The organism is Streptomyces sp. NPDC028907 (genome assembly GCF_055564995.1).
The window spans coordinates 390,272-415,607 of the sequence record NZ_JBVHVE010000001.1 but is presented as its reverse complement, the minus strand read 5'-3'; the positions used below and the strand labels follow the sequence as shown (position 1 = coordinate 415,607).

Annotated in this window: 28 protein-coding genes; 19 read left to right on the top strand and 9 right to left on the bottom strand. The window is 72.0% G+C overall.

Going from position 1 to position 25,336, the window contains the following annotated elements; all coding sequences use genetic code 11:
- Both ACZ4UU_RS01905 and ACZ4UU_RS01900 read right to left on the bottom strand, forming a co-directional pair.
- Positions 1-1,047 (bottom strand): hypothetical protein, encoded by a 1,047-nt coding sequence (locus tag ACZ4UU_RS01905; RefSeq protein WP_468036395.1) that lies wholly within the window; start codon positions 1,045-1,047, stop codon positions 1-3.
- 219 nt (positions 1,048-1,266) lie between these two features.
- Positions 1,267-2,856, bottom strand: coding sequence for an oxidoreductase (locus ACZ4UU_RS01900; RefSeq protein WP_468035956.1), 1,590 nt, complete (start codon positions 2,854-2,856; stop codon positions 1,267-1,269).
- 181 nt (positions 2,857-3,037) lie between these two features.
- On the opposite strand from ACZ4UU_RS01900, the gene hisD reads away from it, so the two are divergent.
- Genes hisD through hisF form a run of 8 tightly spaced genes read left to right on the top strand, consistent with a single transcriptional unit; the run spans position 3,038 to position 8,755 of the window.
- A complete protein-coding gene (gene hisD / locus ACZ4UU_RS01895; protein WP_468035955.1) occupies positions 3,038-4,363 on the top strand; it encodes a histidinol dehydrogenase in 1,326 nt (441 codons plus the stop codon).
- Entirely contained in the window at positions 4,360-5,472 is a 1,113-nt protein-coding gene (locus tag ACZ4UU_RS01890; RefSeq protein ID WP_468035954.1) for a histidinol-phosphate transaminase, read from the top strand. Before hisD ends, ACZ4UU_RS01890 begins: the two co-directional genes overlap by 4 nt.
- Positions 5,469-6,062: an imidazoleglycerol-phosphate dehydratase HisB gene (gene hisB / locus ACZ4UU_RS01885; protein ID WP_062719038.1), complete on the top strand. Its 594-nt coding sequence runs from the start codon at positions 5,469-5,471 to the stop codon at positions 6,060-6,062. Before ACZ4UU_RS01890 ends, hisB begins: the two co-directional genes overlap by 4 nt.
- Positions 6,059-6,223 carry a hypothetical protein gene (locus tag ACZ4UU_RS01880; protein ID WP_062719039.1) on the top strand — a complete coding sequence of 55 codons (165 nt, stop codon included), beginning with the start codon at positions 6,059-6,061 and terminating at the stop codon, positions 6,221-6,223. The genes hisB and ACZ4UU_RS01880 overlap by 4 nt, the downstream gene beginning before the upstream one ends.
- Entirely contained in the window at positions 6,214-6,864 is a 651-nt protein-coding gene (hisH, locus tag ACZ4UU_RS01875) for an imidazole glycerol phosphate synthase subunit HisH (protein WP_468035953.1), read from the top strand. The genes ACZ4UU_RS01880 and hisH overlap by 10 nt, the downstream gene beginning before the upstream one ends.
- A gap of 4 nt (positions 6,865-6,868) precedes the next feature.
- Entirely contained in the window at positions 6,869-7,594 is a 726-nt protein-coding gene (priA, locus tag ACZ4UU_RS01870) for a bifunctional 1-(5-phosphoribosyl)-5-((5-phosphoribosylamino)methylideneamino)imidazole-4-carboxamide isomerase/phosphoribosylanthranilate isomerase PriA (RefSeq protein WP_468035952.1), read from the top strand.
- Positions 7,591-7,986: a RidA family protein gene (locus tag ACZ4UU_RS01865; protein ID WP_468035951.1), complete on the top strand. Its 396-nt coding sequence runs from the start codon at positions 7,591-7,593 to the stop codon at positions 7,984-7,986. Before priA ends, ACZ4UU_RS01865 begins: the two co-directional genes overlap by 4 nt.
- A gap of 13 nt (positions 7,987-7,999) precedes the next feature.
- Positions 8,000-8,755, top strand: coding sequence for an imidazole glycerol phosphate synthase subunit HisF (gene hisF / locus ACZ4UU_RS01860; protein WP_468035950.1), 756 nt, complete (start codon positions 8,000-8,002; stop codon positions 8,753-8,755).
- 41 nt (positions 8,756-8,796) lie between these two features.
- Here hisF and ACZ4UU_RS01855 read toward each other — a convergent pair whose 3' ends face one another.
- The gene (locus ACZ4UU_RS01855; protein ID WP_383444685.1) at positions 8,797-9,432 is read right to left on the bottom strand and encodes a TIGR03085 family metal-binding protein; all 636 of its coding nucleotides are present in this window, start codon (positions 9,430-9,432) and stop codon (positions 8,797-8,799) included.
- A gap of 95 nt (positions 9,433-9,527) precedes the next feature.
- On the opposite strand from ACZ4UU_RS01855, the gene hisI reads away from it, so the two are divergent.
- The 11 genes from hisI to lgt all read left to right on the top strand — a co-directional run bounded on the left by hisI (position 9,528) and on the right by lgt (position 18,331).
- Positions 9,528-9,938 carry a phosphoribosyl-AMP cyclohydrolase gene (hisI, locus tag ACZ4UU_RS01850; RefSeq protein WP_468035949.1) on the top strand — a complete coding sequence of 137 codons (411 nt, stop codon included), beginning with the start codon at positions 9,528-9,530 and terminating at the stop codon, positions 9,936-9,938.
- A gap of 11 nt (positions 9,939-9,949) precedes the next feature.
- Complete coding sequence (locus ACZ4UU_RS01845) at positions 9,950-11,425, top strand: anthranilate synthase component I (protein ID WP_468035948.1); 1,476 nt, start codon at positions 9,950-9,952, stop codon at positions 11,423-11,425.
- Positions 11,426-11,506: 81 nt separating this feature from the next.
- Positions 11,507-12,148 (top strand): TIGR02234 family membrane protein, encoded by a 642-nt coding sequence (locus ACZ4UU_RS01840; protein ID WP_468035947.1) that lies wholly within the window; start codon positions 11,507-11,509, stop codon positions 12,146-12,148.
- A 122-nt stretch (positions 12,149-12,270) separates the two neighbouring features.
- Positions 12,271-12,519 carry an HGxxPAAW family protein gene (locus tag ACZ4UU_RS01835; protein ID WP_468035946.1) on the top strand — a complete coding sequence of 83 codons (249 nt, stop codon included), beginning with the start codon at positions 12,271-12,273 and terminating at the stop codon, positions 12,517-12,519.
- Positions 12,520-12,597: 78 nt separating this feature from the next.
- On the top strand, positions 12,598-13,050 hold the full coding sequence (locus ACZ4UU_RS01830; protein ID WP_468035945.1) for a DUF2752 domain-containing protein: 453 nt from the start codon (positions 12,598-12,600) through the stop codon (positions 13,048-13,050).
- Positions 13,051-13,185: 135 nt separating this feature from the next.
- The gene (trpC, locus tag ACZ4UU_RS01825; RefSeq protein ID WP_468035944.1) at positions 13,186-13,995 is read left to right on the top strand and encodes an indole-3-glycerol phosphate synthase TrpC; all 810 of its coding nucleotides are present in this window, start codon (positions 13,186-13,188) and stop codon (positions 13,993-13,995) included.
- Positions 13,996-14,016: 21 nt separating this feature from the next.
- A complete protein-coding gene (trpM, locus tag ACZ4UU_RS01820) occupies positions 14,017-14,184 on the top strand; it encodes a tryptophan biosynthesis modulator TrpM (protein WP_398821491.1) in 168 nt (55 codons plus the stop codon).
- Between the two features lie 108 nt (positions 14,185-14,292).
- Entirely contained in the window at positions 14,293-15,579 is a 1,287-nt protein-coding gene (gene trpB / locus ACZ4UU_RS01815) for a tryptophan synthase subunit beta (protein WP_468035943.1), read from the top strand.
- A complete protein-coding gene (gene trpA, locus ACZ4UU_RS01810; RefSeq protein ID WP_468035942.1) occupies positions 15,576-16,394 on the top strand; it encodes a tryptophan synthase subunit alpha in 819 nt (272 codons plus the stop codon). Before trpB ends, trpA begins: the two co-directional genes overlap by 4 nt.
- Before the next feature lie 112 nt (positions 16,395-16,506).
- Positions 16,507-17,283: a DsbA family protein gene (locus ACZ4UU_RS01805; RefSeq protein WP_468035941.1), complete on the top strand. Its 777-nt coding sequence runs from the start codon at positions 16,507-16,509 to the stop codon at positions 17,281-17,283.
- 97 nt (positions 17,284-17,380) lie between these two features.
- A complete protein-coding gene (lgt, locus tag ACZ4UU_RS01800) occupies positions 17,381-18,331 on the top strand; it encodes a prolipoprotein diacylglyceryl transferase (RefSeq protein WP_468035940.1) in 951 nt (316 codons plus the stop codon).
- Between the two features lie 80 nt (positions 18,332-18,411).
- Here the strand turns inward: lgt and ACZ4UU_RS01795 are convergent, their stop codons facing one another.
- The 6 genes from ACZ4UU_RS01795 to ACZ4UU_RS01770 are packed head-to-tail and all read right to left on the bottom strand — an operon-like array spanning position 18,412 to position 25,036.
- A complete protein-coding gene (locus tag ACZ4UU_RS01795; RefSeq protein ID WP_468035939.1) occupies positions 18,412-19,245 on the bottom strand; it encodes an HpcH/HpaI aldolase/citrate lyase family protein in 834 nt (277 codons plus the stop codon).
- Positions 19,242-20,453, bottom strand: a complete 1,212-nt coding sequence (locus ACZ4UU_RS01790; protein WP_468035938.1) for a CaiB/BaiF CoA transferase family protein — start codon at positions 20,451-20,453, stop codon at positions 19,242-19,244. Before ACZ4UU_RS01790 ends, ACZ4UU_RS01795 begins: the two co-directional genes overlap by 4 nt.
- Positions 20,450-21,343 carry a ribokinase gene (gene rbsK, locus ACZ4UU_RS01785; protein WP_468035937.1) on the bottom strand — a complete coding sequence of 298 codons (894 nt, stop codon included), beginning with the start codon at positions 21,341-21,343 and terminating at the stop codon, positions 20,450-20,452. The genes ACZ4UU_RS01790 and rbsK overlap by 4 nt, the downstream gene beginning before the upstream one ends.
- The gene (locus tag ACZ4UU_RS01780) at positions 21,340-22,734 is read right to left on the bottom strand and encodes an ADP-ribosylglycohydrolase family protein (protein ID WP_468035936.1); all 1,395 of its coding nucleotides are present in this window, start codon (positions 22,732-22,734) and stop codon (positions 21,340-21,342) included. The genes rbsK and ACZ4UU_RS01780 overlap by 4 nt, the downstream gene beginning before the upstream one ends.
- The gene (locus ACZ4UU_RS01775; RefSeq protein ID WP_468035935.1) at positions 22,722-23,897 is read right to left on the bottom strand and encodes an ADP-ribosylglycohydrolase family protein; all 1,176 of its coding nucleotides are present in this window, start codon (positions 23,895-23,897) and stop codon (positions 22,722-22,724) included. Before ACZ4UU_RS01775 ends, ACZ4UU_RS01780 begins: the two co-directional genes overlap by 13 nt.
- Before the next feature lie 8 nt (positions 23,898-23,905).
- Entirely contained in the window at positions 23,906-25,036 is a 1,131-nt protein-coding gene (locus tag ACZ4UU_RS01770; protein WP_468035934.1) for an ADP-ribosylglycohydrolase family protein, read from the bottom strand.
- Positions 25,037-25,336 lie beyond the last annotated feature (300 nt).

The following is a 25,336-nucleotide window of genomic DNA, read 5'->3' as shown; positions in this document are numbered from 1 at the left end:
CTAGTGGTCGCCGGAGTGAACGCGTCCGGCGTGCCCATCCTGTGGATGCCCGGTACGCCCCCTCGGCGCGTGGGCACCGGTCGTCCGCAGCCGCACCTCGTCGCGCACCTCCAGGAAACGGCCCAGCGGATCCTCCGAGAACCGGCTCCAGGGGTAGGACGTGGCGTACGGGCCGATCAGCCGCAGCTGCTCCAGGGCCTCCTCCCAGCGGCTGAGGCGTACCAGGACGTACGTCAGCTTGTTGCGGATCGCGGCCGGCCAGAGGTCGGCGGCCGGGAAGCGGGCGGAGAGCGCGATGGCCCGGTCGGCCGCCGCGGCCAGCCGCTCGGGCGGCACGCCCGGACCGCAGCCGTCGTTCAGGTAGGCCAGGACGGCCCGGGCCGGCAGCGCCTGCATCAGGGAGTCAACCGGGGCGTCCTGTGCGGCCCGGTCGGCGAAGTCGAGGCACTCCCGGTGGGAGCCGTGCCAGGACGAGGCGAGGTAGCGCAGAGCCGCGACATGGCAGCCGTAGTGGAGCGGGGCGCGGCGCAGCGCCGCCTCCCAGAGCTCGCCGAAGTAGGTGTGGCCGGCGCGTGCGCCGCGCGCGTGGTCCAGCGCGATCCGCCACGGCACCGGGTCGCGGTCATCGGCGCGCGCGGCGGCGGTGATCAGCGGGCTCACCCCGCGCAGCAGCTCGGCCCGGGCCGGTGACCGCCAGGCGTGGTCCACCGCGAGCTGGGCGCGGACCAGGAGCATGTCCGGGTCCTGCGGGGCGGCCGCGTGCCAGGCCTCCAGCCACTCCGGCCGGGAGCGCGCGAAGGCCGCGAGGCGCAGCGCGTAACCGTCGCGGCTCTCCCACAGCGCTCTGTGGCGGGTGGTGGCGAGCAGTTCGGCGGCGGCCTCGTAGGCGCCCCGCCCGGCCCCGACCAGCGCCGGTCCGAGCAGGTCGTCGGGCGCGTCGAGGAGCACCTCGTCGTCGGTGGGGAGTCCGACGGCGCGGTGTTCTACGGTCCTTGGCGTCCGGGACGCACGGCCGAACGGGGGCAGCAGAGCCATGGTGTCGACCATTGAAAGTCGGCTGGTCACGCCCGCGCCATAGGGAACGGACAACACGTGGAAAGTTGTACGCGGGCAGGTCAAGAACGGGTAAAGGTCAACTGTTCAACAACTGTCCGACATTCATCTGTTCGGCTCAGCAGTCCCACTCGGTCTCGTCGGCCTCATTGACCTCAGAGGCAGGCCTCAACGACCTCGCCAGCCTCACCGATCGCACCAGTTTCAGCGATGTCAGTTGCGGCGCAACATGCGCGTCGCCCCCGTCGCCACCGTCGTCGCCAGGATCCAGCCCAGCAGGATCATCGCCGCGGCCAGCCACTGCCAGGCGCCGCTCAGCTGCCAGAACCCGACCTGGCCCAGGTCGATGACCGGCAGCAGCAGGTCGAGGGCGAACAGGGGAGGGTTCCACGTCGGGTGCTCGCCGCCCTTGATCGGCGGATGGTCGGCATAGGTGAAGGCCACCGAACTCGCGGCCCACAGCACCGCCATCCACACGGCCGCGCGGCCCGGCCGATAGCCGTAGGCGACCATCCAGTCCTGCGCGTACCCCCACAGCTTGGCCGCGGGCGGCAGCGTCTCGCGGCGGCGGCGCTGCTTGGCGAGCAGCACCTCGCGCGCGTCCTCGTCCTCGCCGCCGGCCCGCAGCACGGCGGCCAGCCGCTCGTACGGCTCCGGGTTGTACTCGGCGGTCGCCGCGGTCACCCACTCCAGCCGCCGCTCCAGCGGGAACGGGCCGCGCGGCACGAGGTTCTCGTAGGTGAAGCCGCCCATGTGCAGCAGGCCGGGGCCGGGCCAGGCGTCCGCCCGGTCCATCAGGTTGACGACCCGCGCCCCCGACAGCACCACCCCGCCGCGCTCCGGCCGCTCGCCGAGGAAGCGCAGCTCGGGCGTCTGGATGCGGCGCAGCGACAGTTCCTGCTCGTCGGTGAAGGTGAACCGGGCCCGTTCCAGGTCCACCGCGTCCCCGAACCGCCCGTCGTCCAACCGCACCCCGCCCTGGCACGCGAACCGCTGGATCCGTGTCCCGCGCGCGGGCGTACGGCCGCTCAGCAGCGGGCTGCCGACGCCCGCCGGGGTCAGATACAGCGTGCGCCCGACGGTCAGCTGGGGGGCGTTCAGCGCGAGCCGTGTATACGGGTTCACCAGCCGTGCGCCCCGCAGGCTCAGCGACACGCCGATGCTGGCGCCGCGCAGACTCAGCTCACCGTGGGACTCCAGCATCTCGGCCTGGAGGTCCTGGCCGACGCTGATGCCGTCCGCGGCCATGGAGCGGCCGCTGCGGTCGCGGTAGACGATGGCCTGGTTGAGCAGCAGGTCCGTGCCGATCTGGGCGTCGGTGAGCCGGATGCCGTTGTGGAAGCGGCAGCGCGGCAGATGCAGATCGCCCTCGGTGTGCACCCGGGCGGCCTCCAGACGCGGCACCGCGCAGTCCACCAGCCGTACGGTCGTGAAATGGGCCTCCGGCAGCCGGATCTCCCGGTCGAAGCGGCAGCCGCGCATCTCCACGTAGGGCACCACCGTGCCGCCCGCGAGGTCCATCGTGTCGCTGATCCGTACGCCGACGAGCTTCAGCGACGACACGCGGCCCGCGAGGGCCGGCGGGCCGTCCAGCAGCAGCCAGCAGATGATCCGGGCGCGTACGGTGCGCTCGTCTCCCCAGGGATGCCCGCCGTGCGGATCGTCGACGACGGTGTCGCCGCTGCTCAGGTCGTACACGCTGCCGTTGCGGAAGGCCTGCCACATGCCGAGTTCGGCGGCGGTCAGGTCGTTCGGCAGTTCGTCCGGCAGGTCTCCGTCACGGAGGCCGGCACCTTCGGTCACGTTTCGCCCATCCCCCTCATCTACTCATGGGTTCGTACAACTGTTCATGCCCGCTGGGTGACGCTCCGAACGCAAGACGTGAAGGCGATCTTCCGGGTTCCGAGTGGATCTTCGGAGGGATTCGTATCAGCCATTGATACGCGCGAACGACGCCGGAGCGCGGTCTGAGAGAATTGAGCCCGTGATCTCCCGAATCGATCTGCGCGGCGACGCCCTCCCCGAGGGTCCCGCCCTGCGCGACCTGCTGCCCCGAGCCGACTTCGACGTATCGGCCGCCCTGGAGAAGGTGCGTCCGATCTGCGAAGCCGTGCATCATCGGGGCGACGCGGCGCTGATCGACTTCGCGGAGAAGTTCGACGGGGTGAAGCTCGACCAGGTGCGGGTGCCCGCACAGGCGCTCACGCGCGCGTTGGCGGAGCTCGACCCGGCCGTGCGCGCGGCCCTGGAGGAGTCCATCCGCCGCGCCCGCCTCGTCCACCGCGAGCAGCGCCGTACGACGCACACCACCCAGGTCGTGCCCGGCGGCTCCGTCACCGAGAAGTGGGTGCCCGTCGACCGGGTCGGGCTGTACGCGCCCGGCGGCCGCTCGGTCTACCCGTCCTCCGTGGTCATGAACGTCGTCCCGGCCCAGGAGGCCGGCGTCGAGTCGATCGCGCTCGCTTCGCCCGCCCAGGCCGAGTTCGGCGGCCTCCCGCACCCGACGATCCTCGCCGCGTGCGCGCTGCTCGGCGTCGACGAGGTGTACGCCGCCGGGGGCGCGACGGCCGTCGCGATGTTCGCGTACGGCACCGAGTCCTGCCCGCCCGCCGACATGGTCACCGGCCCCGGCAACATCTGGGTCGCCGCCGCCAAGCGCTACTTCACCGGCAAGATCGGCATCGACGCCGAGGCCGGCCCGACCGAGATCGCGGTCCTCGCCGACGCCACCGCCGACCCGGTGCACGTCGCCTCCGACCTGATCAGCCAGGCCGAGCACGACCCGCTGGCCGCCGCCGTCCTGGTCACCGACTCCGTGGACCTCGCGGACGCGGTGGAGAAGGAGCTGGAGCCGCAGGTCGCCGCCACCAAGCACATCGACGACCGGATCGTCCCGGCCCTCAAGGGCAGGCAGTCCGCGATCGTCCTGGTCGACGGTGTCGAGGAGGGCCTCAAGGTGGTCGACGCGTACGGCGCCGAGCACCTGGAGATCCAGACCGCCGACGCGGCCGCCGTGGCCGACCGGGTGCGCAACGCCGGAGCGATCTTCATCGGCCCCTGGGCGCCCGTCTCGCTCGGCGACTACGCCGCCGGGTCCAACCACGTGCTGCCCACCGGCGGCTGCGCCTGCCACTCCTCCGGCCTGTCCGTCCAGTCCTTCCTGCGCGGCATCCACATCGTCGACTACACCAAGGACGCGCTGGCCGAGGTCGCGCATCACGTGGTCACGCTGGCGGAGGCGGAGGACCTGCCGGCGCACGGCGCGGCGATCAAGGCCAGGTTCGGCTGGAAGGTACCGACGAGCAAGTGAACGACGTACGTATCGACGATCTCCCCGTACGGGACGAGCTGCGCGGCAAGTCCCCCTACGGCGCGCCCCAGTTGGACGTCCCCGTACGGCTGAACACCAACGAGAACCCCTACCCGCTGCCCGATGCCCTGGTCGAGCGGATCACCGAGCGCGTCCGCGAGGCGGCCCGCAACCTCAACCGCTACCCGGACCGGGACGCGGTCGAGCTGCGCACGAAGCTCGCCGAGTACCTGACGAACACGTCCGGCCATGAGGTGGGCCTCGCGAACGTCTGGGCGGCCAACGGCTCCAACGAGGTCATCCAGCAGCTGCTGCAGACCTTCGGCGGACCGGGCCGCACCGCGATCGGCTTCGAGCCGTCGTACTCGATGCACGGCCTCATCTCGCGCGGCACCGGAACCGGCTGGATCTCCGGTCCGCGGGGCGAGGACTTCACGATCGACCTCGCCGCCGCCGAGCAGGCCATCGCCGAGAACCGGCCTGACGTCGTCTTCGTCACCACCCCCAACAACCCCACGGGCACCGCGGTCCCGCCCGAGACCGTCCTCGCGCTGTACGAGGCCGCGCAGGCGGCGAAGCCGTCGATGGTCGTGGTCGACGAGGCGTACATCGAGTTCAGCCACGGCGACTCGCTGCTGCCGCTGCTCGAGGGCCGGCCGAACCTCGTCGTCTCCCGGACGATGTCCAAGGCCTTCGGCGCCGCCGGCCTGCGCCTCGGCTACCTCGCCGCGCACCCGGCGGTCGTCGACGCCGTCCAGCTCGTACGGCTGCCGTACCACCTGTCGGCCGTCACCCAGGCGACCGCCCTGGCCGCCCTGGAGCACACCGACACGCTGCTCAAGTACGTCGAGCAGCTGAAGGCGGAGCGGGACCGGCTGGTCACCGAACTGCTGGCGATCGGCTACGACGTCACCGCGTCGGACGCCAACTTCGTGCAGTTCGGGCGGTTCGACGACGCCCACGCCGTCTGGCGGCGGATCCTCGACCGGGGCGTCCTGGTCCGGGACAACGGCGTACCGGGCTGGCTGCGGGTGACCGCCGGAACCCCCGAAGAGAACGACGCGTTCCTCGACGCGGTCCGTGAACTGAAGAAGGAGCAGAGCGCATGAACCGCGTAGGACGCATAGAGCGGGTGACGAAGGAGACCTCCGTCCTCGTCGAGATCGACCTCGACGGATCCGGCAAGGTCGATGTGTCGACCGGCGTCGGCTTCTACGACCACATGCTCGACCAGCTGGGCCGCCACGGCCTGTTCGACCTCACGGTCAAGACCGAGGGCGACCTGCACATCGACTCCCACCACACCATCGAGGACACCGCCCTCGCGCTCGGCGCCGCCTTCAAGCAGGCCCTCGGCGACAAGGTGGGCATCTACCGCTTCGGCAACTGCACGGTCCCGCTGGACGAGTCCCTCGCCCAGGTCACCGTCGACCTCTCCGGCCGCCCCTACCTCGTGCACACCGAGCCCGAGAACATGGCGCCGATGATCGGCGAGTACGACACCACGATGACCCGGCACATCCTGGAGTCCTTCGTCGCCCAGGCCCAGATCGCCCTGCACGTGCACGTGCCGTACGGGCGCAACGCCCACCACATCGTGGAGTGCCAGTTCAAGGCGCTGGCCCGGGCCCTGCGGTACGCCTCCGAGCGCGACCCGCGCGCGGCGGGCATCCTTCCCTCCACGAAGGGTGCGCTGTGAACGGCCTCTCCACGGTCCTGATCGTCGTCGGTCTCTTCCTGATCGGCGGGATCATCTCCTTCGTCAAGCAGCAGATGCCGAAGAACCTCATCGTGCTGCTCTCCATAGGCGCCGCGATGTGTCTCGTGGCCGGCGTCGTGAGGCTGGAGGTGTGGAATTGAGCAACGGAGTGAAGAAGGTCGTCGTCTTCGACTACGGCTTCGGCAACGTCCGCTCCGCCGAACGCGCCCTCGCGCGCGCGGGCGCCGACGTCGAGATCACCCGTGACTTCGACAGGGCCATGAACGCCGACGGCCTGCTGGTGCCGGGCGTCGGTGCCTTCGCCGCCTGCATGCAGGGACTGAAGGAGGCGCGCGGCGACTGGATCGTCGAGCGGCGACTGGCCGGAGGGCGCCCCGTGATGGGCATCTGCGTCGGCATGCAGATCCTCTTCGCGCGCGGCATCGAGCACGGCGTGGAGACCGAGGGCATGGGCGAGTGGCCGGGCTCGGTCGAGCCGCTCCAGGCCGACATCGTGCCCCACATGGGCTGGAACACCGTCGACGTGGCGGCCGGCTCCGAGCTGTTCGCCGGCCTGGACGCGGACGCGCGCTTCTACTTCGTGCACTCCTACGCCGTCCACGACTGGACCCTTCAGACCGGGAACCCGCTGATGACCGCACCGCTGGTCACCTGGTCGACGCACGGCAAGCCCTTCGTGGCCGCCGTGGAGAACGGCGCCCTGTGGGCCACGCAGTTCCACCCCGAGAAGTCCGGCGACGCCGGAGCGCAGCTGCTCACCAACTGGATCGGAACCCTGTAGAGACATGGCCAAGCTCGAACTCCTCCCCGCCGTCGACGTCCGCGACGGCCAGGCCGTCCGCCTCGTGCACGGCGAGTCCGGCACCGAGACCTCCTACGGCTCCCCGCTGGAGGCCGCCCTGGCCTGGCAGCGGTCGGGCGCCGAGTGGCTGCACCTGGTCGACCTGGACGCCGCCTTCGGCACCGGCGACAACCGTGAGCTGATCGCCGAGGTCGCGAAGGCAATGGACATCAAGGTCGAGCTGTCCGGCGGCATCCGCGACGACGCCTCCCTGGCCGCCGCGCTCGCCACGGGCTGCACGCGCGTGAACCTCGGTACGGCCGCCCTGGAGACCCCGGAGTGGGTCGCCAAGGTCATCGCCGCCCACGGCGACAAGATCGCGGTGGGCCTGGACGTACGGGGCACCACGCTGCGCGGCCGCGGCTGGACCCGCGACGGCGGCGACCTCTACGAGACGCTGGAGCGCCTCAACAACGAGGGCTGCGCGCGCTACGTCGTCACGGACATCGCCAAGGACGGCACGCTCCAGGGCCCCAACCTGGAGCTGCTGAAGAACGTCTGCGCGGCGACGGACCGTCCGGTCGTCGCCTCCGGCGGCGTCTCCTCCCTGGACGACCTGCGGGCCATCGCCGAGCTGGTCCCGCTCGGTGTCGAGGGCTCCATCGTCGGGAAGGCCCTGTACGCGAAGGCGTTCACCCTGGAAGAGGCCTTGGAGGCTGTGTCGCGATGACGTCCGATGCCGTGCGGCGCGTGCAGAGCGGAAGTCCCTGGGAAGAGTCCTTCGGTTTCGCACGCGCCGTCGCGGCGGGTGACCGCGTCCTGGTCGGGGGCACGACCTCCTTCAAGGGCGACGTGCTGTACGGGGAGGGCGACCCGTACGAGCAGGCCAAGGTCGCCTTCACCAGCGCGCTCGAGGCGCTCGGCGAGTTCGGGCTCGGCGTCGAGTCCGTGATCCGGACCAGGACGTACCTCACCCACGCGCGCGACGTGGACGCCGTGGGCCGCGCCCACAAGGAGTTCTTCGACACGGTGCGCCCGGTCACGACGTTGCTCGTCGTGGAGGGTTTCGTGGACTCGCGCATCCTGGTCGAAGTGGAAATAGAAGCATTCAGAGGACGTTAGAGGAGCCGGTTTCATGACCCTGGCGGTCCGAGTCATCCCCTGCCTGGACGTGGACAACGGCCGGGTCGTCAAGGGCGTCAACTTCCAGAACCTGCGCGACGCGGGCGACCCCGTCGAGATGGCCAAGGTGTACGACGCCGAGGGCGCAGACGAGCTGACGTTCCTGGACATCACCGCGTCGTCCGGCAACCGCGAGACGACCTACGACGTCGTGCGCCGCACGGCCGAGCAGGTCTTCATCCCGCTCACCGTCGGCGGCGGCGTCCGCACGGCCGAGGACGTGGACAAGCTGCTGCGCGCCGGCGCCGACAAGGTGGGCGTCAACACCGCGGCCATCGCGCGCCCTGACCTCATCCGCGAGATCGCCGAGCGCTTCGGCCGGCAGGTCCTGGTCCTCTCGGTGGACGCGCGGCGCACCCCCGAGGGCACCTTCGAGGTCACCACCCACGGCGGCCGCAAGGGAACCGGCATCGACGCCGTCGAGTGGGCGCACCGCGCGGCCGACCTGGGCGCCGGCGAGATCCTGCTCAACTCGATGGACGCCGACGGCACCAAGGACGGCTACGACCTGGAGATGATCCAGGCCGTACGCAAGCACGTCACGGTCCCGGTGATCGCCTCCGGCGGCGCCGGCAAGCTCGCCGACTTCGCACCGGCCATCGAGTCCGGCGCGGACGCGGTACTCGCAGCCTCGGTGTTCCACTTCGGCGACCTGCGGATCGGCGAGGTGAAGGACGCGCTGCGAGGGGCGGGGCACCCCGTCCGCTGACGCCCCGGTCCCGGCAGCCGGCCTGATCCAGACGACAGGGCCTAGATCCCCAGCTGCTTGCCCTCGTGCAGCTTCGCGATGGCGTCCTTGTCGCCGTCCAGTTCCACCTTGGCGGCGTTCTGCCGGCCGTAGGCGAACAGCAGAAGCTCCGAGGGCTCGCCGGTCACCGTGACGACGGGCGTGCCCTTGTGGGCGACCGCCGTCTGGCCGTCGGGGCGGCGCAGCACCAGGCCGGTGGGCGCGGTGCGGCCCACCAGGCGGGCCGAGCGCTCCAGCCGGGACCACAGGGCGTCCTGGAAGACCGGGTCGAGTTCGCGGGGCGTCCAGTCCGGCTGGGCGCGGCGCACGTCCTCCGTGTGGACGTAGAACTCGATCGTGTTCGACGCCTCGTCGATCTGCTTGAGCTGGAAGGGCGAGAAGCGCGGCGGGCCGGTGCGGATGAGCTGGATCAGCTCCTCGTACGGCTTCGCCGCGAACTCCTCCATCGCCCTGTCCAGCCGCGGTCCGAGCTGCTTGATCAGAATGCCGGCGGCCGCGTCCGGGCGGCGCTCGCGCACCACCACGTGCGCGGCCAGGTCGCGGGTCGTCCAGCCCTCGCAGAGAGTGGGGGCGTCCGGGCCCTCGGCCTCCAAGAGGTCGGCCATGAGAAGTCGTTCACGCTTGGCGAAGGTCGACATGCAGTCAGCCTACGACCACGTATCAGGTACGCCCACCCGTCACCCGCATCCACGAAGTGGACATCGGACCGTCACTGTCAGTGGCAGGCGGCACAATGGCTTGCATGACCACCAGCACGCCCCGCCGCCCCAGTGGGCTGGACCCCGAGATCGCCGCACGCCTCAAGCGCAGCGCGGACGGGCTCCTGCCCGCCATCGCCCAGCAGTACGACACCGGAGAGATGCTGATGCTGGGCTGGATGGACGACGAGGCGCTGCATCGGACGCTCACCACCGGCCGCTGCACCTACTGGTCGCGCAGCCGCCAGGAGTACTGGGTCAAGGGCGACACCTCAGGCCACTTCCAGTGGGTGAAGTCCGTCGCCCTCGACTGCGACGCCGACACCGTGCTCGTCCGGGTCGACCAGGTCGGCGCCGCCTGCCACACGGGCGCGCGGACCTGCTTCGACGAGGACGTGCTGCTCAAGGACGGCGCCGATTCCGGCGCACCGGCCTCGGATCAGTAGGGTCAGCCGCCATGGACCTTGAGACCTTCCGCAAGCTCGCCACCGACCGGCGTGTCATCCCGGTCACCCGCAAGCTCCTCGCCGACGGCGACACCCCGGTCGCCCTCTACCGCAAGCTCGCCGCGGAGCGCCCGGGCACGTTCCTGCTGGAGTCCGCGGAGAACGGCCGCTCCTGGTCCCGCTACTCGTTCGTCGGCGTGCGATCAGCGGCGACGCTGACGGCTCGTGACGGCCAGGCCCACTGGCTCGGCGTCCCGCCCGTCGGCGTCCCCGTCGGCGGCGACCCGCTGGCCGCCCTGCGCGCCACCATCGAGGCCCTGCACACCCCCCATCAGGAGGGCCTGCCGCCCTTCACCGGCGGCATGGTCGGCTACCTCGGCTACGACATCGTGCGCCGCCTGGAGAAGATCGGCCCCGGCGAGCGGGACGACCTGAAGCTGCCCGAGCTGACCATGCTGCTCACCAGCGACCTCGCCGTCATGGACCACTGGGAGGGCTCGGTCCTGCTGATCGCCAACGCGATCAACCACAACGACCTCGACACGGGCGTCGACGAGGCCTACGCCGACGCGGTCGCCCGCCTCGACGCCATGGAGGCCGACCTCTCCCGCGCGGTCGCCCAGCCGCCCGCCGTCCTCCCGCCCTCCGAGCTCCCCGAGTACACCGCGCTGTGGGGTGGCGAGGACTTCCAGGAGGCCGTCGAGGACATCAAGGAGCGCATCCGGGCCGGCGAGGCCTTCCAGGTCGTCCCCTCCCAGCGCTTCGAAACACCGTGCACGGCAAGCGCGTTGGACGTCTACCGGGTGCTCCGGGCGACCAACCCCTCCCCGTACATGTACCTGTTCCGCTTCGACGGCTTCGACGTCGTCGGGTCCTCGCCCGAAGCCCTCGTGAAGGTCGAGGACGGACAGGCCATGGTCCACCCCATCGCCGGCACCCGTTGGCGCGGCGCCACCCCGCAGGAGGACCAGGCCCTCGCCGACGAACTCCTCGCCGACCCCAAGGAGCGCGCCGAGCACCTGATGCTGGTCGACCTGGGCCGCAACGACCTGGGGCGGGTCTGCGAGCCCGGCTCGGTCGAGGTCGTCGACTTCATGTCCATCGAGCGGTACTCGCACGTGATGCACATCGTCTCCACGGTCACCGGACGCGTGGCACCCGGCCGCACCGCCTTCGACGTCCTGACGGCCTGCTTCCCGGCCGGCACCCTCTCCGGCGCGCCCAAGCCCCGGGCGATGCAGATCATCGACGAACTCGAACCGTCCCGCCGGGGGCTGTACGGCGGCTGCGTCGGCTATCTCGACTTCGCGGGCGACTCCGACACCGCCATCGCCATCCGTACGGCCCTGCTGCGCGGCGGCACGGCCTACGTCCAGGCGGGCGCGGGCATCGTCGCCGACTCGGACCCGGTCGCCGAGGACACCGAATGCCGGAACAAGGCGGCGGCGGTCCTGCGGGCCGTCCACACCGCGAACCGGCTCAAGTGAGCCCTCGCGCCCGCCTCGGGTGAACCCCGCGGCCGCTTCAGCCGAACCCCGGGTGACCGATCGCCCGGGGTTCGGGTGATAGTGGAGTACGTGACTGCTGTTCCGCACCCCCGTTCCGAAGCCCCCGGTTCCGCCCGGGCCGGCCGTATGAGCCTCGCCGTAGCCCTGCTGTGCGGCGCGCTCGGCGCGGCCGTCGCGCTGCTCTCGACCCGGCAGCGCTGGTCGGAGGGCACCGTGACGGTGGCCGGCGGCCCGTTCCCCCTGATCGCCAAGGGCAGCGACGTCACCGGCGTCCCCGCGGCCCTGGCCATAGTGGGGCTCGCCGCGCTCGTCGCCGTCTTCGCCGTCCGCCGCGCAGGCCGCTTCATGGTCGCCGCCCTGCTCGCGCTCTCCGGCGCCGGCACCGTCGCCGCCGCCCTGCTCGGCGCCTCCGACAGCTCCGCGCTGGACGAGAAGGCCGCCCAGGCCTCCGGCGACACCTCGGCCACCGTCCAGGCCCTCACCCACACCGCCTGGCCGTACGTCGCGGCCGTCGGCGGCGCCCTGATCCTGCTCGCCGGGCTGCTGGCCCTGCGCTACGGCCGGCTGTGGCCCGGCATGTCCGGCCGCTACGAGCGCGGCGGCGCCCCCCGGCCCCGCCGCAGGTCCCCGGCCGCAGACCCCGACCGCCCCGAGGAACTCTGGAAGGCCCTGGACCGCGGCGAGGACCCGACCCGAAGCTGACCGGCACCGACCGGGGCGGGCACGCCGTGACCCCCGATCACCGCGCGCGGGCGCGTGCGGGACAATGACAGCGAGCGACCGGCTCACCCACGTACACACGTACACAGCAAGAGGAGCAAGCAATGGCGGGCAGCAGCCACGGTCACACCCCGGCCGCCTGGACCGGTGTCACGATCGCCTTCATCGGTTTCTGCGTCTCGGGCGCCTTCATGGTGATGGCCCAGCCCGCGGGCTTCTGGGCCGGCCTGGGCGTCGTGATCCTCGGCGGCGTCGTCGGCTGGGTCATGCGCGGCATGGGCCTCGGCCAGCCCAAGGAGGCCCACAACGCGCTCGTCGAGCAGCAGCGTGAGCCGGCGAGCGTCAAGAGCTGACACACGTACGACTTCGCTGAGGGGCGACCGGGTGCCGACAGGGCGCGCAGGGCGCCCCTCACGCGTGCGCGGGGCACAATGCGAGGTGTGAACGCCGACAGCCGCAGGGTGACAGGACCGCGTACGGGCGCCGCTGCCGCGCTCGGGCGGCTGGCCGTCCCCGGCGGGGTCCTCGCGGCCGTCGCCGGCGCCTTCGCCTACGTCGGCGCGGTGGACCCGAACGAGCCCGGCCACTACCCCGCCTGTCCGCTCCTGCAGTACACCGGCATCTACTGCCCCGGCTGCGGCGGACTGCGCAGTGCGCACGCCGTGGTCCACGGGGACTTCCTCGCGGCGCTCCAGGACAACGCGCTCGCCGTCGCCGGCTACGCGCTCTTCGCCGTGCTGTGGACCGTGTGGGTGGTCCGGGCGGTGCGCGGACGCCCGTTCAGGGTCGATCCCGGGCCTGTGCAGCTGTGGGCCGCCGGGGCGTTGCTGCTGGTCTTCACGGTTGTCCGGAACCTGCCGTTCGGTGGCTGGCTACATCCTTGATCAATTGGAGAACGCCCAGGTAGTGGGATTGCCGGCAACCGGATGCGAAGCCTTGGCCTTCCTCCGGATACCATCGAGTGACCGTAGGTTTCGTACCGCTTTCATAGTCCAACCGTCTGGAAGGGGGCCGCTCGCGTGAGTGTGCTCGACGAGATCATCGACGGAGTCCGTGCCGACCTCGCGGAGCGGCAGGCGCGCGTCAGCCTCGACGAGCTCAAGGAGCGCGCGGCCAAGGCTCCCGCGGCCAAGGACGGGGTCGCCGCGCTCAAGGGCGACGGCGTCAAGGTCATCTGCGAGGTCAAGCGCTCCAGCCCCTCCAAGGGCGCGCTGGCCGCCATCGCCGACCCGGCCGGCCTCGCCGCGGACTACGAGGCGGGCGGCGCGGCCGTCATCTCCGTCCTCACCGAACAGCGCCGCTTCGGCGGCTCGCTCGCCGACCTGGAGGCCGTCCGCGCCCGCGTGGACATCCCGGTCCTGCGCAAGGACTTCATCGTCACGTCGTACCAGCTGTGGGAGGCCCGCGCGTACGGCGCCGACCTCGCCCTGCTGATCGTCGCGGCCCTCGACCAGTCGGCCCTGGAGTCGCTGATCGAGCGCGCGGTGTCCATCGGCCTGACCCCGCTGGTCGAGGTGCACGACGAGGACGAGGTCGAGCGTGCCGTGGACGCGGGTGCCAAGATCATCGGCGTCAACGCGCGCAATCTGAAGACCCTGGAGGTCGACCGCGGCACCTTCGAGCGCATCGCGCCCGAGATCCCGGCCGGTCTCGTCAAGGTCGCCGAATCGGGCGTCCGCGGCCCCCACGACCTCATCGCCTACGCCAACGCCGGCGCCGACGCGGTCCTGGTCGGCGAGTCCCTCGTCACGGGCAAGGACCCGAAGTCCGCGGTCTCCGACCTGGTGGCGGCGGGCGAGCACCCGGCGCTCCGCCACGGCAGAGGCTGATCACCCGCTAGGCTGACCCCGATGACTCTCACCGTGACCACCGTGGACCGGCACGCCCGCCTCGCGCGCGGCTGCCGTCCCCGAGGCTGCCGCGCTCCGGCACGCCGTGTGCACGGCCGCAGGGTCAGGTACGTCATCGGTGACGAACCCGGGCAGGTCAACGGCCGCCGATGGCAGCGCGCCCCTTAGGGGCGCGGGGAACTGCGCGACGAGCCACAGTCGGCCGGCAGCCGACTGACGAAGCCCCGCCCCCACGGCGATCAGTGCATTCACACACACTCACCGTGAGGTTTCCGCATGCCCAGCGAGTTCTTCATCCCTGACCCCGAGGGCCAGGTCCCGAGCCCCGAAGGCTACTTCGGCGCGTTCGGCGGCAAGTTCATCCCGGAGGCCCTCGTCGCCGCCGTCGACGAGGTGGCCGTCGAGTACGACAAGGCCAAGCACGACCCCGAGTTCGCCCGCGAGCTCGACGACCTCCTGGTCAACTACACCGGCCGCCCCAGCTCCCTCACCGAGGTCCCCCGTTTCGCCGCGGAAGCGGGCGGCGCCCGGATCTTCCTGAAGCGGGAAGACCTCAACCACACCGGCTCCCACAAGATCAACAACGTCCTCGGCCAGGCCCTGCTCACCAAGCGCATGGGCAAGACCCGGGTGATCGCGGAGACTGGCGCCGGCCAGCACGGCGTCGCCACGGCGACGGCCTGCGCCCTGTTCGGCCTCGACTGCACCATCTACATGGGCGAGATCGACACCCGGCGCCAGGCCCTCAACGTGGCCCGCATGCGCATGCTCGGCGCCGAGGTCATCGCCGTGAAGTCCGGCAGCCGTACCCTCAAGGACGCCATCAACGAGGCGTTCCGCGACTGGGTCGCCAACGTCGACCGCACGCACTACCTCTTCGGTACGGTCGCCGGCCCGCACCCCTTCCCCGCCATGGTCCGCGACTTCCACCGCGTGATCGGCGTCGAGGCCCGCCGCCAGCTCCTGGAGCGCGCCGGACGCCTCCCCGACGCGGCCGTCGCCTGCGTCGGCGGCGGCTCCAACGCCATCGGCCTCTTCCACGCCTTCATCCCCGACACGGACGTACGCCTCATCGGCTGCGAGCCCGCCGGGCACGGCGTCGAGACCGGTGAGCACGCGGCCACGCTGACCGCCGGTGAGCCCGGCATCCTGCACGGCTCCCGCTCCTACGTCCTCCAGGACGAGGAGGGCCAGATCACCGAGCCGTACTCGATCTCGGCCGGCCTGGACTACCCCGGCATCGGCCCGGAGCACTCCTACCTCAAGGACTCCGGCCGCGGCGAGTACCGCGCGGTCACCGACGACGCGGCGATGCAGGCCCTGCGTCTGCTGTCGCGAACCGAGGGCATCATCCCGGCGATCGAGAGCGCCCACGCGCTCGCGGGCGCCCTGGAGGTCGGCCGGGAGCTGGGCAAGGACGGCCTGATCGTCGTCAACCTGTCCGGCCGCGGTGACAAGGACATGGACACGGCCGCGCGGTACTTCGGCCTGTACGACACGGACGCGGCCGTCGCCGCGGACGAGGCCGGCACCGGCGCGGAGATCGAGGGGGACGCCAAGTGAGCGGGAACATCCGACTGCTGTCCGACACCCTCGCCGCCGCCAGGGCCGAGGGCCGATCCGCCCTCATGGCCTACCTCCCGGCCGGGTTCCCGAGCGTGGACGGCGGCATCGAGGCGATCAAGGCCGCCCTCGACGGCGGCGCGGACGTCGTGGAGGTCGGGCTGCCGCACAGCGACCCCGTCCTCGACGGCCCCGTCATCCAGACCGCCGACGACATCGCCCTGCGCGGCGGCGTCAAGATCGCGGACGCGATGCGGACGGTCAAGGAGGCCCACGAGGCCACCGGGAAGCCCATCCTCGTCATGACGTACTGGAACCCCATCGACCGCTACGGCGTCGAGCGCTTCACCGCCGAGCTGGCCGAGGCGGGCGGCGCGGGCTGCATCCTGCCCGACCTGCCCGTCCAGGAGTCGGCGCTGTGGAGGGAGCACGCCGAGAAGCACGGGCTCGCGACGGTCTTCGTCGTGGCGCCCAGCAGCAAGGACGAGCGGCTCGCGCAGATCACCGCGGCGGGCAGCGGATTCGTCTACGCCGCCTCGCTGATGGGCGTCACCGGCACCCGCGAGTCCGTGGGCGCACAGGCGCAGGACCTGGTCGAACGCACCCGGGCCACCGGCACCGACCTGCCCGTCTGCGTCGGGCTCGGCGTCTCCAACGCCGACCAGGCCGCCGAGGTCGCCGGCTTCGCCGACGGCGTGATCGTCGGCTCGGCCTTCGTCAAGCGGATGCTGGACGCGCCGGACGACGCGGCCGGCGTCGAGGCCGTCCGCGCGCTCGCCGGTGAGCTGGCGAAGGGCGTGCGCGGCCAGGCGTAACACCTTCAGGGGTGAAAGATCTTCAGAAGAAGGGCCTTCCGTACGACTCGCTCGAACGGGTGGACCTGAGGCCGGGGAGGCGCGCTGCGCCTCCCCGGTTCGTTCTGCGGGTGTGAGCGAAAAGAATCGTGAGGGAAAGCGGACCGCCCGGGAGCGGCTGGCGGCCGAGCGTGACAAGCAGAAGGCCGCCGACAAGCGGCGCCGCGCGCTGATCGTCGGCGCGAGCGTCGTCTGCGTGCTGGGACTCGCGGCGGTGATCGGAGTCGTCGCGGCGAACGCCGGCAAGGACGACAGCGGTGACGCTGCCGGGCCGGTCGTGGGGCCCTCGGGAGCGCAGGGCAAGGACGGCCTCGCGATCCCGGTCGGCGAGGAGAGCGCCAAGTCGACGCTCACGGTCTGGGAGGACTTCCGCTGCCCGGCCTGCAAGTCCTTCGAGGAGGCGTACCGGTCGACGATCCATGAGCTGACGGACGCCGGCAAGCTCAGAGTCGACTACCACCTGGCGACGATCATCGACGGCGGCATGGGCGGCACCGGCTCGCGCAACGCCGCCAACGCCGCGGCCTGCGCCCAGGACGCCGGGAAGTTCACGCCCTACCACGACGTGCTCTACCAGAACCAGCCGCCCGAGCAGGACGACGCCTTCGCCGAGAACAGCAAGCTGCTGGAGCTCGCGGCCAAGGTCGACGGCCTGGACACGCCCGCCTTCCGCAAGTGCGTCGAGGACGGCACCCACAACAGCTGGGTCAACAAGTCCAACGAGGCGTTCAAGAAGGGCGGCTTCAGCGGCACGCCGACGGTCCTGCTGAACGGCAAGAACATCTACCAGGACCAGACGATGACGCCGGCCAAGCTGAAGCAGATGGTGGAGGAGGCCGCCAAGGGATGAGCCCCGCCCGGGGCCGACCTCAGGCGCTGCCTGTTATGGACCCGTAGCCGGGCTGCCTGCCATCGCTGCCGCCCGGCAGGGTAGCGTCGACCTTGCCATGGAACTTGCCTACATTCCCAGTCCGTCGCGCGGGGTGATCCACCTCGGTCCCATTCCGCTGCGCGGCTACGCCTTCTGCATCATCATCGGTGTCTTCGTAGCCGTCTGGCTCGGCAACAAACGCTGGATCGCCCGCGGTGGGCGGGCCGGCACGGTGGCCGACATCGCGGTCTGGGCCGTCCCGTTCGGCCTGGTCGGCGGACGCCTCTACCACGTGATCACGGACTACGAGCTGTACTTCAGCGAGGGCCGTGACTGGGTCGACGCCTTCAAGATCTGGGAGGGCGGTCTCGGCATCTGGGGCGCGATCGCGCTCGGCGCCGTCGGCGCGTGGATCGGCTGTCGCCGTCGTGGCATCCCGCTGCCCGCGTACGCCGACGCCATCGCACCCGGCATCGCCCTCGCACAGGCGATCGGGCGCTGGGGCAACTGGTTCAACCAGGAGCTGTACGGGCGCCGGACCGACCTCCCCTGGGCGCTGGAGATCACCTCCTCCACGGACGGCCGGGTGCCGGGTACCTACCACCCGACGTTCCTGTACGAGTCGCTGTGGTGCATCGGCGTCGCGCTGCTGGTGATCTGGGCCGACCGCCGGTTCAAGCTGGGCCACGGACGGGCGTTCGCGCTGTACGTCGCCGCGTACTGCTCGGGCCGCGCGTGGATCGAGTACATGCGTGTCGACGACGCCCACCACATCCTGGGCCTGCGGCTGAACGTCTGGACCGCGCTGATCGTGTTCCTGCTGGCGGTGACGTACCTCGTGGTGTCGGCGAAGAAGCGGCCGGGCCGGGAAGAGATCGTCGAGCCGGGTGCGTCTGCCTCCGGCGGTGAAGCCCACGGTGAGGCCGAGGCGTCCGATGAGGACCCGGCCGCCGAGGGCGACGACCAGGCCGAGGCCGAGGTGAAGGACGACGTCAAGGACGAAGCCGGGTCGTCTAAGAAGACGTGAGGCACAGCCGTACGGCGATGAGGGCGCTCGGTGCTTACCGGGCGCCCTCCGTTGTGTGTGGGCGATGGGAAGGAACGGGGTCAGCCTCGGCGGACCAGGGACAGGGTCCGCTGGGCCGTCGCCACCACCGCCGCGTCGATGAAGCTGCCGTCCGGCAGGGCCTGGGCGCCCTGGTTCGTCGCCGCCGCCTTGATGATCGTCTCCGCGTGTTCCAGCTCCTCCTCCGTGGGGAGGTAGGCCCGTTCGATCACCGGGAGCTGGCGGGGGTGGATGGCCGCCCGGCCGAGGAAGCCGAGGGTACGGCCGTGGGCGCAGGTCGCCGCGAGGCCCTCCAGGTCACGGATGTCGGGATGGACCGTCTGGGGCGGTGGCGGCAGGCCCGCCGCCCTGGCCGCCACGACCACGCGGGAGCGGGACCAGTCGAGCCCCGCGTCACCCCGGATGCCCAGGTCGGCCCGTAGGTCCGCCTCGCCGAGGGCGATGCCGCGCAGGGACGGGTGGGCGGAGGCGATGGCGTACGCCCGCTCGATGCCCAGGGCCGACTCCAGCAGGGCGTAAAGCGATGGGGCGCCGCCCGCGCTCGGCGGGGTGGTCTCCGCGAGGCGCACGATCTGGTCGGCGGAGCGCACCTTGGGCAGCCGGATGCCGGACAGGCCGGGACGGGTGGCCAGTGCCTCCAGGTCCTTCGCCGCCGCCTGGGTGTCCAGGGCGTTCACGCGGACGTGCACGGGGACGGGGTGGTCCGGTTCGGCGAGCAGTTCGGCGGTGGCCGACCGGGCGTAGTCCTTGCGGTCGGGGGCGACCGCGTCCTCCAGGTCGACGATGACGATGTCGGCGCCGGACGTCAGGGCCTTGGCCACCACATGGGGGCGGTCGCCGGGGGCGTACAGCCAGGTCAGCGGGAACCGTGTCACAGGCTGCCCTCCTCGCGCAGCGCCGCCAGTTCGGCGGGGCTCAGGCCCAGGCCGGTGAGGATCTCGGCGCTGTCCGCGCCATGCGGGCGGCCCGCCCAGCGGATGGTGCCGGGGGTGGCGGAGAGACGGAACAGGACGTTCTGCATGCGCAGCGGACCCAGCTCGGGGTCGTCGACGGTGGTGATGGTGCCGAGGGCCGCGTACTGGGGGTCGGTCATCACGTCCCGTACGTCCTGGATCGGGGCGACCGCGGCCTCCGCCTTCTCGAAGGCGGCGAGGACGTCTGCGCGGGTGTGGCGGGCGATCCAGTCGCCGACGGCCTTGTCGAGGACGTCGGCGTGGCGGGCCCGGTCGGCGCCGGTCGCGAACCAGGGTTCGTCGATCAGGTCGGGACGTCCTACCAGGTGCATCACGCGCTCGGCGATCGACTGGGCCGAGGTGGAGACGGCGACCCAGGTGCCGTCGGCGGTGCGGTAGGTGTTGCGCGGGGCGTTGTTGGCGGAGCGGTTGCCGGTGCGTTCCTGGACGTAGCCGAGCTGGTCGTACCAGGTGGGCTGGGGGCCGAGGGCCAGCAGCATCGGCTCGATGAGCGCCATGTCGACGACCTGGCCCTCGCCGGTGCGCTCGCGCGCGGCCAGTGCCGTCATCACCGCGTACGCGGTCGCGAGGCCCGCGATGGAGTCGGCCAGGCCGAAGGGCGGCAGGGTCGGGGGCGCGTCCGGTTCGCCGGTGAGCGCGGCGAAGCCGCTCATCGCCTCGGCGAGGGTGCCGAAGCCGGGGCGGTGGGCGGAGGGACCGAACTGGCCGAAGCCGGTGACGCGGGTGAGGATCAGCCGGGGGTTGGCGGCGGAGAGCTCCGGCCAGCCGAGGTCCCACTTCTCCAGCGTCCCGGGGCGGAAGTTCTCGATGACGACGTCCGCGGTCGCGGCCAGGCGGAGGAGGGTGGCGCGTCCGCCGGGCTTGGAGAGGTTCAGGGTGATCGTGCGCTTGTTGCGGCCGAGCACCTTCCACCACAGGCCCACGCCGTCCTTCGACGGGCCGTGCCCCCGGGAGGGGTCCGGTTTCTCGGGGTGCTCGACCTTGACCACCTCCGCACCGAAGTCGCCGAGCATCGTGGCGGCGAGGGGTCCGGCGAACAGGGTGGCGAGGTCGAGGACGCGCAGGCCGGTCAGCGGGGCGTCGGCGGGCCGGGTTCCGGGCGCGTTCATGACGTGTGTCGCTCCTCGATCTCGGGGCGGTACGGCATCGACACCGTGGCGCCCTCCCGCTGCACCGACAGCGCGGCAGCCTCCGCCGCCCAGGCCAGGGCGTCGCGCATGGGCCGCCCTTCGCCGAGCGCCACCGCGAGGGCGCCGACGAAGGTGTCGCCGGCACCGGTCGAGTCGACGGCGGTGACCTCCGGGGCGGGCACGGTCACCGGATCGGTGTCCCGGCTGACGTACAGGCTGCCGGCCGCGCCCAGGGTGACGACGACCGCGGGCACCAGGTCGAGCAGTCCGACGGCGGCCTCCCGGGGGTCGGTGCGGCCGGTGAGGGTGGTGGCCTCGTGCTCGTTCGGCACCAACAGGTCCACGGCGGCGAAGAGCTCGTCCGGCAGGGGCTGGGCGGGGGACGGCGTGAGGATCGTACGGACGTCGTGGCGGCGGGCCGCCTGGGCGCCGGCGAGGACCGCGGCGATCGGGATCTCCAGCTGGAGCAGCAGGGTTTCGGCGGAGGCGATGACGCCCTCGTCGCCGGGGCTGAGGTGGTCGAGGGTGCCGTTCGCGCCGGGGATCACGACGATGGCGTTGCCGCCCTCGTCGTCCACGACGATGTGCGCGGTGCCGGACGGACCCTCGACGGTGCGCAGGTCGTCGGTGTCCACGCCGGATTGCTCCAGGGTGGAGCGCAGACGGGTGCCGAAGGCGTCGTTCCCGACGGCGCCGATCATCGAGACGTTGCCGCCGGCGCGGGCGGCGGCGATGGCCTGGTTGGCGCCCTTGCCGCCGGGGACCGTTCGGAACTCCCGTCCCGTCACGGTCTCGCCGCGCTGCGGGGCTTTCGCGACATAGGTGACGAGGTCCATGTTCGTGCTGCCGAGCACGACGATATCGGTCATGGGCGTGTGGCCTCCGGGGGCGTGAGCTCATGGGTGAGGTGGGCCAGTGCGTCGAAGCCGGTGCCGTTGAAGTCGGCGACCGAGGTGGCGAGGCGGTTCTTGAGGGGAGCCGTCCAGCGGTCCGGGAGCGCGGCGGGGGATCCGGCGAGGAGGGCGGCGACGCCGCCGGCCGTCGCGCCGTTGGAGTCGGTGTCCCAACCGCCCGACACGGCACGGCAGATGGAGCCCGTGAAGTCGCCGTCTGCGTGCGTGAGCGCGGCGGCGATCAGGGAGGTGTTGGGGACGGCGTGCACCCAGTGGTGGGTGGGCGCGTGGGCGGCGTGGAGCGTGTCGATGACCGTGTCGAAATCGGTGTGGGTGCGGGCCAGTTCGACGGCGTGGTGGACGGCCCGGGCCAGACGGGAGTTCGGAGGGATCACCGTGAGACCGGTGCGCAGGCAGGCGTGGACGGCGTGGGGGCCGGTCGCTGTCGCCGCCTGTGCGATGACGGCCGCCGTGAACATCGCCGCGTAGACGCCGTTGGCGGTGTGGGTGAGGGCGGCGTCGCGGTAGGCCTGTTCGGCCGCGGCGGCCGGGTCGCCGGGGTTGGTCCAGCCGTGGACGTCCGCGCGGATCAGGGCGCCGATCCACTCGCGGAAGGGGTTGCGGTGGCGGGCCGTGTGCGGGGGTTCGATGCCGGTGAGGAGATTGCGGTAGGCGACGCGTTCGGCGGTGAAGGTGCGGCCCGCCGGCAGTTCGTCGAGCCAGAGGCGGGCCACGTCCGTGGTGCTGAAGGCCCTGCCGTGGCGCTGGAGCAGGAGGAGGTTGAGGAGGGGGTAGTTGAGGTCGTCGTCCTCGGGCATGCCGTCGATGTTCTCGGCGAGGGAGGTGGCGGCCGAGCGGCGGTTCCAGGGGTGGGCGGCAAGGAGGTCCGCGGGGACGCCACGGGCGGTGAAGTAGGTGGTCAGGGGCCAGTTGCCGGTGGATCCGGCCAGGTGGCGGATGGCTTCCAGGGACAGCTTCTCCACGGGTTTGCCCAGGAGGCAGCCGACGGCCCGGCCGAGCCAGGCGGCTTCGTAGCGGGCGGGTGCGGGGGGTGTCGGGGGTGCCGTGGAGGTGACGGCAGGGGGCGGCCAGTCCGGGCACAGCGACTTGATCGCCTCCAGGTCCGTCGGCTCGTCATCCGTCAACCGACCGGGCAGGTCCGCCAGTTCGTCCAGCAGGTCCTCCGCCAGCGTCCGCAGATACCTCGACGCCGGTTCCGTCGACGCCCCGGCCCGCAGCGGTGCCTCCTCGCCGCCCGCCGCCCGCCACCTCTCCGCGATCCTCGACGGCTCCCGGCCGTCCAGAGCCGCCTGGCGCAGCTCGTGGCCGAGCAGGTCCTCCGGCTGGACCCAGGTCAGTCGGAGCATGGCCGGCCCTCCAGCCCGGTGAACGCCGCTTCGTGGGCCCGGCGGCGGTCCACGTCCCGGGCGTGGATCTCCCTCGCCACCTCGGTCAGCGTGCGGGGCGGCTCCCACAGGTCGAGGCGGCTGGCCTCCGCGACCTCCTTCGACCAGTCCTCGGGGACCGGCGAGCCCAGCGCACCGGCCACGGCGCCGGCCATCGTCGCGATCGAGTCGCAGTCACGGCCGTAGTTCACCGCGCCCAGGACGGCGTGGCGGAAGTCGCCGTTCGCGACCACCAACATGCCCAGGGCCACGGGGAGTTCCTCGACGGCGTGCAGCCGGGAGGGGCGACGGGCCCCGAGGGAGGGCTGCCGGTAGTCGGGGCCCACCGTGTCGTACGGGGTGACCGCCGCCCGGAGCGGGGCGAGGGCCGACTCGAAGTCCGTGTACCGGCCGGCCGTGTCGCAGACCGTCTCGATCGCCGCCCGCGTCCCGTCCTTCGCCAGGGACAGACAGGCCGAGACGACCGAGTCCGGTGTCGCCCCGGGGGTGCACGCCGCAGCCACCGCCGCCGCGAGGACACCCGCCGCCTCACGGCCGTACGACGACTGGTGCGCGCCCGCGATGTCCAGGGCCTCGGCGTACGCGGCCCTCGGGTCGGCCGCGTTGACCAGGCCGACCGGGGCCATGTACATCGCGGCGCCGCAGTTGACGATGTTGCCGACGCCCGCCTCCCGCGGGTCCACATGGCCGTAGTGGAGGCGGGTCACCAGCCATTTCTCCGCCAGGAAGACACGGTGCAGGGGGAGGGCCTCCGCCTCCAGCTCCGGGATCCAGCGCGGGTTGGTCATCAGGTCCGGGACCAGGTGGTCGGCGAGCGCGTACGCGTCGAGGTGGTCGCGGACCGTGGCGTACGCCCGTACCAGCGCGTGGGTCATCAAGGTGTCGTCGGTGACGTGTCCGTCGCCCTTGTGGTACGGCGCGATGGGGCGGGCCGTGCGCCAGTCGTCGCCGTTCCAGGGGCCGACGATGCCGTGGACCCGGCCGCCGTGGCGCTGGAGGATCTGGTCGGGGGAGTAGCCCTCCACCGGCCCGCCGAGGGCGTCGCCGACCGCCGCGCCGACCAGGGCGCCGGTGATCCGCTCATCCAGACGCGGTCCACTGCTTTCTTCTGCTTTGGGCGTCATGCCCCGAATCATCCTCCTGGTCGGGCCGGTTGCGTGGCTTCCAGGAGTTCGGCGAGTTCCACCAGGTCGGTGCCGGTGAGCCGGGGGAGGACACAGCCGGAGAGGGTGCGGCATGCCTCGCGCCAGGTCGCCGGGATGGACGTATCGCCGCCCAGCGCGCCGGTCAGTGCGCCCGCCAGGGCCGGTGCCGAGTCGGCGACCCGGGACAGGCACGCCGCCGCGGGGACCGCCTCGGCGATACGGCCGTTCGCGGCGACCGTGAGGGCCAGGGCGACCGGGACCGTTTCGGCGGCGGCGATGCCGTAGCTGTAGACGTGGTCGACGATCTGGTGTTCGAGGAGGGGGATGAGGGCGAAGGCGCTGTCGGCGGAGTGCGCGAGGTGCAGTGCGTGGCGGGTGTTGCGGCCGATCTCCGTCTCCTCGGGGAGTTCGGAGAGGGCTGCTGTCACGCAGGCCGTGGCGTTCGCGCCGGTCAGGGCCAGGGCCACGGCCGCCGCCATCGCCCGGGCGCCGTGTACGCCGTCGCCGTCCTGGGTGTAGCGGGCGTCGAACTCGGCGAGGTCGGCGGCGCGGTGGGGGTCGCCGGGGTGGGCCACGGCGAGGACGCAGGCCCTGACGCAGGCCGCGTCGTCGAAGTAGTGCGGGTTGTCATGGCCGGTGGCGGGTGGGCGCAGACCGGCGGCGAGGTTGCCGAGGCCGGCGCGGACGGAGATACGGGCGCGGAGGGGGAGGATGGCCGACTCGACCTCGGGGGCGCGGTCCGCTGCGGCGGCTACTTCGCCGGCCACGGCGCTCCAGGTGAGGTCGATGGCGGCTCGGGTGCGGCGTTCTCGGCTGAGGTCGCCGAGGGCGGTGTCGTCGCCGGCCCGGAGTACGGCTTCTGCCGCGAAGGCTGCCCATTCGGCGTCGTCGGAGGGGCCCAGGCGGAGGGGTTCGGGGGGTTGGTTGAGGGCGATGGGGACGGGGAGGGTGGTGGTGGCGTTGTGTTCGGCGAAGGTGTCGAGTTCGCGGGTGAGGCGGCGGGTCCAGTCCGGCATGCGGGCGGCTCTGTGGCGGGCGGCGGGCCAACCGGCCGCGTCGCCTGCGGCTAGGCCCAGCAGGAGGCCGAGGGTGCGGTTGCTCTCCGGAGGGTGCGCCATGTCGGCCTCGGCTTCGCCTTCGGCCCTTTGTTTCCCACCCGCACCGCCCGTGCGGGATTCGTCGTCGGGTGCGGGTGGCCCCAGTGGGGCCTGCTCGCCGTCGGCGGCCGCGGGTTCGTGCGGTGGTGCGGAAGTCGTCCTGTCGGTGGTCGTGGGTTCGGGTGGTGGTGCGGAAGTCGTCCTGTCGGCGGCCGCGGGTTCGGGTGGTGGTGTGAGGGGCGTGGTGTCGGGCGTCGTGGGTTCGGGTGGTGGTGTGAGGGGCGTGGTGTCGGGCGTCGTGGGTTCGGGTGGTGGTGTGAG

Excerpts from the sequence above, each read along its gene's own strand:
- ACZ4UU_RS01830 (WP_468035945.1), top strand. The coding sequence starts at position 12,598 with ATGCGAGGTGTGAACGCCGACAGCCGCAGGGTGACAGGACCGCGTACG.
- ACZ4UU_RS01855 (WP_383444685.1), bottom strand. The coding sequence starts at position 9,432 with ATGTCGACCTTCGCCAAGCGTGAACGACTTCTCATGGCCGACCTCTTG.
- ACZ4UU_RS01865 (WP_468035951.1), top strand. The coding sequence starts at position 7,591 with ATGACGTCCGATGCCGTGCGGCGCGTGCAGAGCGGAAGTCCCTGGGAA.
- ACZ4UU_RS01845 (WP_468035948.1), top strand. The coding sequence starts at position 9,950 with ATGGACCTTGAGACCTTCCGCAAGCTCGCCACCGACCGGCGTGTCATC.
- hisF (WP_468035950.1), top strand. The coding sequence starts at position 8,000 with ATGACCCTGGCGGTCCGAGTCATCCCCTGCCTGGACGTGGACAACGGC.
- trpM (WP_398821491.1), top strand. The coding sequence starts at position 14,017 with ATGACTCTCACCGTGACCACCGTGGACCGGCACGCCCGCCTCGCGCGC.
- ACZ4UU_RS01770 (WP_468035934.1), bottom strand. The coding sequence starts at position 25,036 with ATGGCGCACCCTCCGGAGAGCAACCGCACCCTCGGCCTCCTGCTGGGC.
- hisI (WP_468035949.1), top strand. The coding sequence starts at position 9,528 with ATGGCTTGCATGACCACCAGCACGCCCCGCCGCCCCAGTGGGCTGGAC.
- ACZ4UU_RS01775 (WP_468035935.1), bottom strand. The coding sequence starts at position 23,897 with ATGACGCCCAAAGCAGAAGAAAGCAGTGGACCGCGTCTGGATGAGCGG.
- ACZ4UU_RS01835 (WP_468035946.1), top strand. The coding sequence starts at position 12,271 with ATGGCGGGCAGCAGCCACGGTCACACCCCGGCCGCCTGGACCGGTGTC.
- rbsK (WP_468035937.1), bottom strand. The coding sequence starts at position 21,343 with ATGACCGATATCGTCGTGCTCGGCAGCACGAACATGGACCTCGTCACC.
- lgt (WP_468035940.1), top strand. The coding sequence starts at position 17,381 with ATGGAACTTGCCTACATTCCCAGTCCGTCGCGCGGGGTGATCCACCTC.
- priA (WP_468035952.1), top strand. The coding sequence starts at position 6,869 with ATGGCCAAGCTCGAACTCCTCCCCGCCGTCGACGTCCGCGACGGCCAG.
- trpB (WP_468035943.1), top strand. The coding sequence starts at position 14,293 with ATGCCCAGCGAGTTCTTCATCCCTGACCCCGAGGGCCAGGTCCCGAGC.
- ACZ4UU_RS01780 (WP_468035936.1), bottom strand. The coding sequence starts at position 22,734 with ATGCTCCGACTGACCTGGGTCCAGCCGGAGGACCTGCTCGGCCACGAG.
- hisB (WP_062719038.1), top strand. The coding sequence starts at position 5,469 with ATGAACCGCGTAGGACGCATAGAGCGGGTGACGAAGGAGACCTCCGTC.
- ACZ4UU_RS01905 (WP_468036395.1), bottom strand. The coding sequence starts at position 1,047 with ATGGTCGACACCATGGCTCTGCTGCCCCCGTTCGGCCGTGCGTCCCGG.
- ACZ4UU_RS01790 (WP_468035938.1), bottom strand. The coding sequence starts at position 20,453 with ATGAACGCGCCCGGAACCCGGCCCGCCGACGCCCCGCTGACCGGCCTG.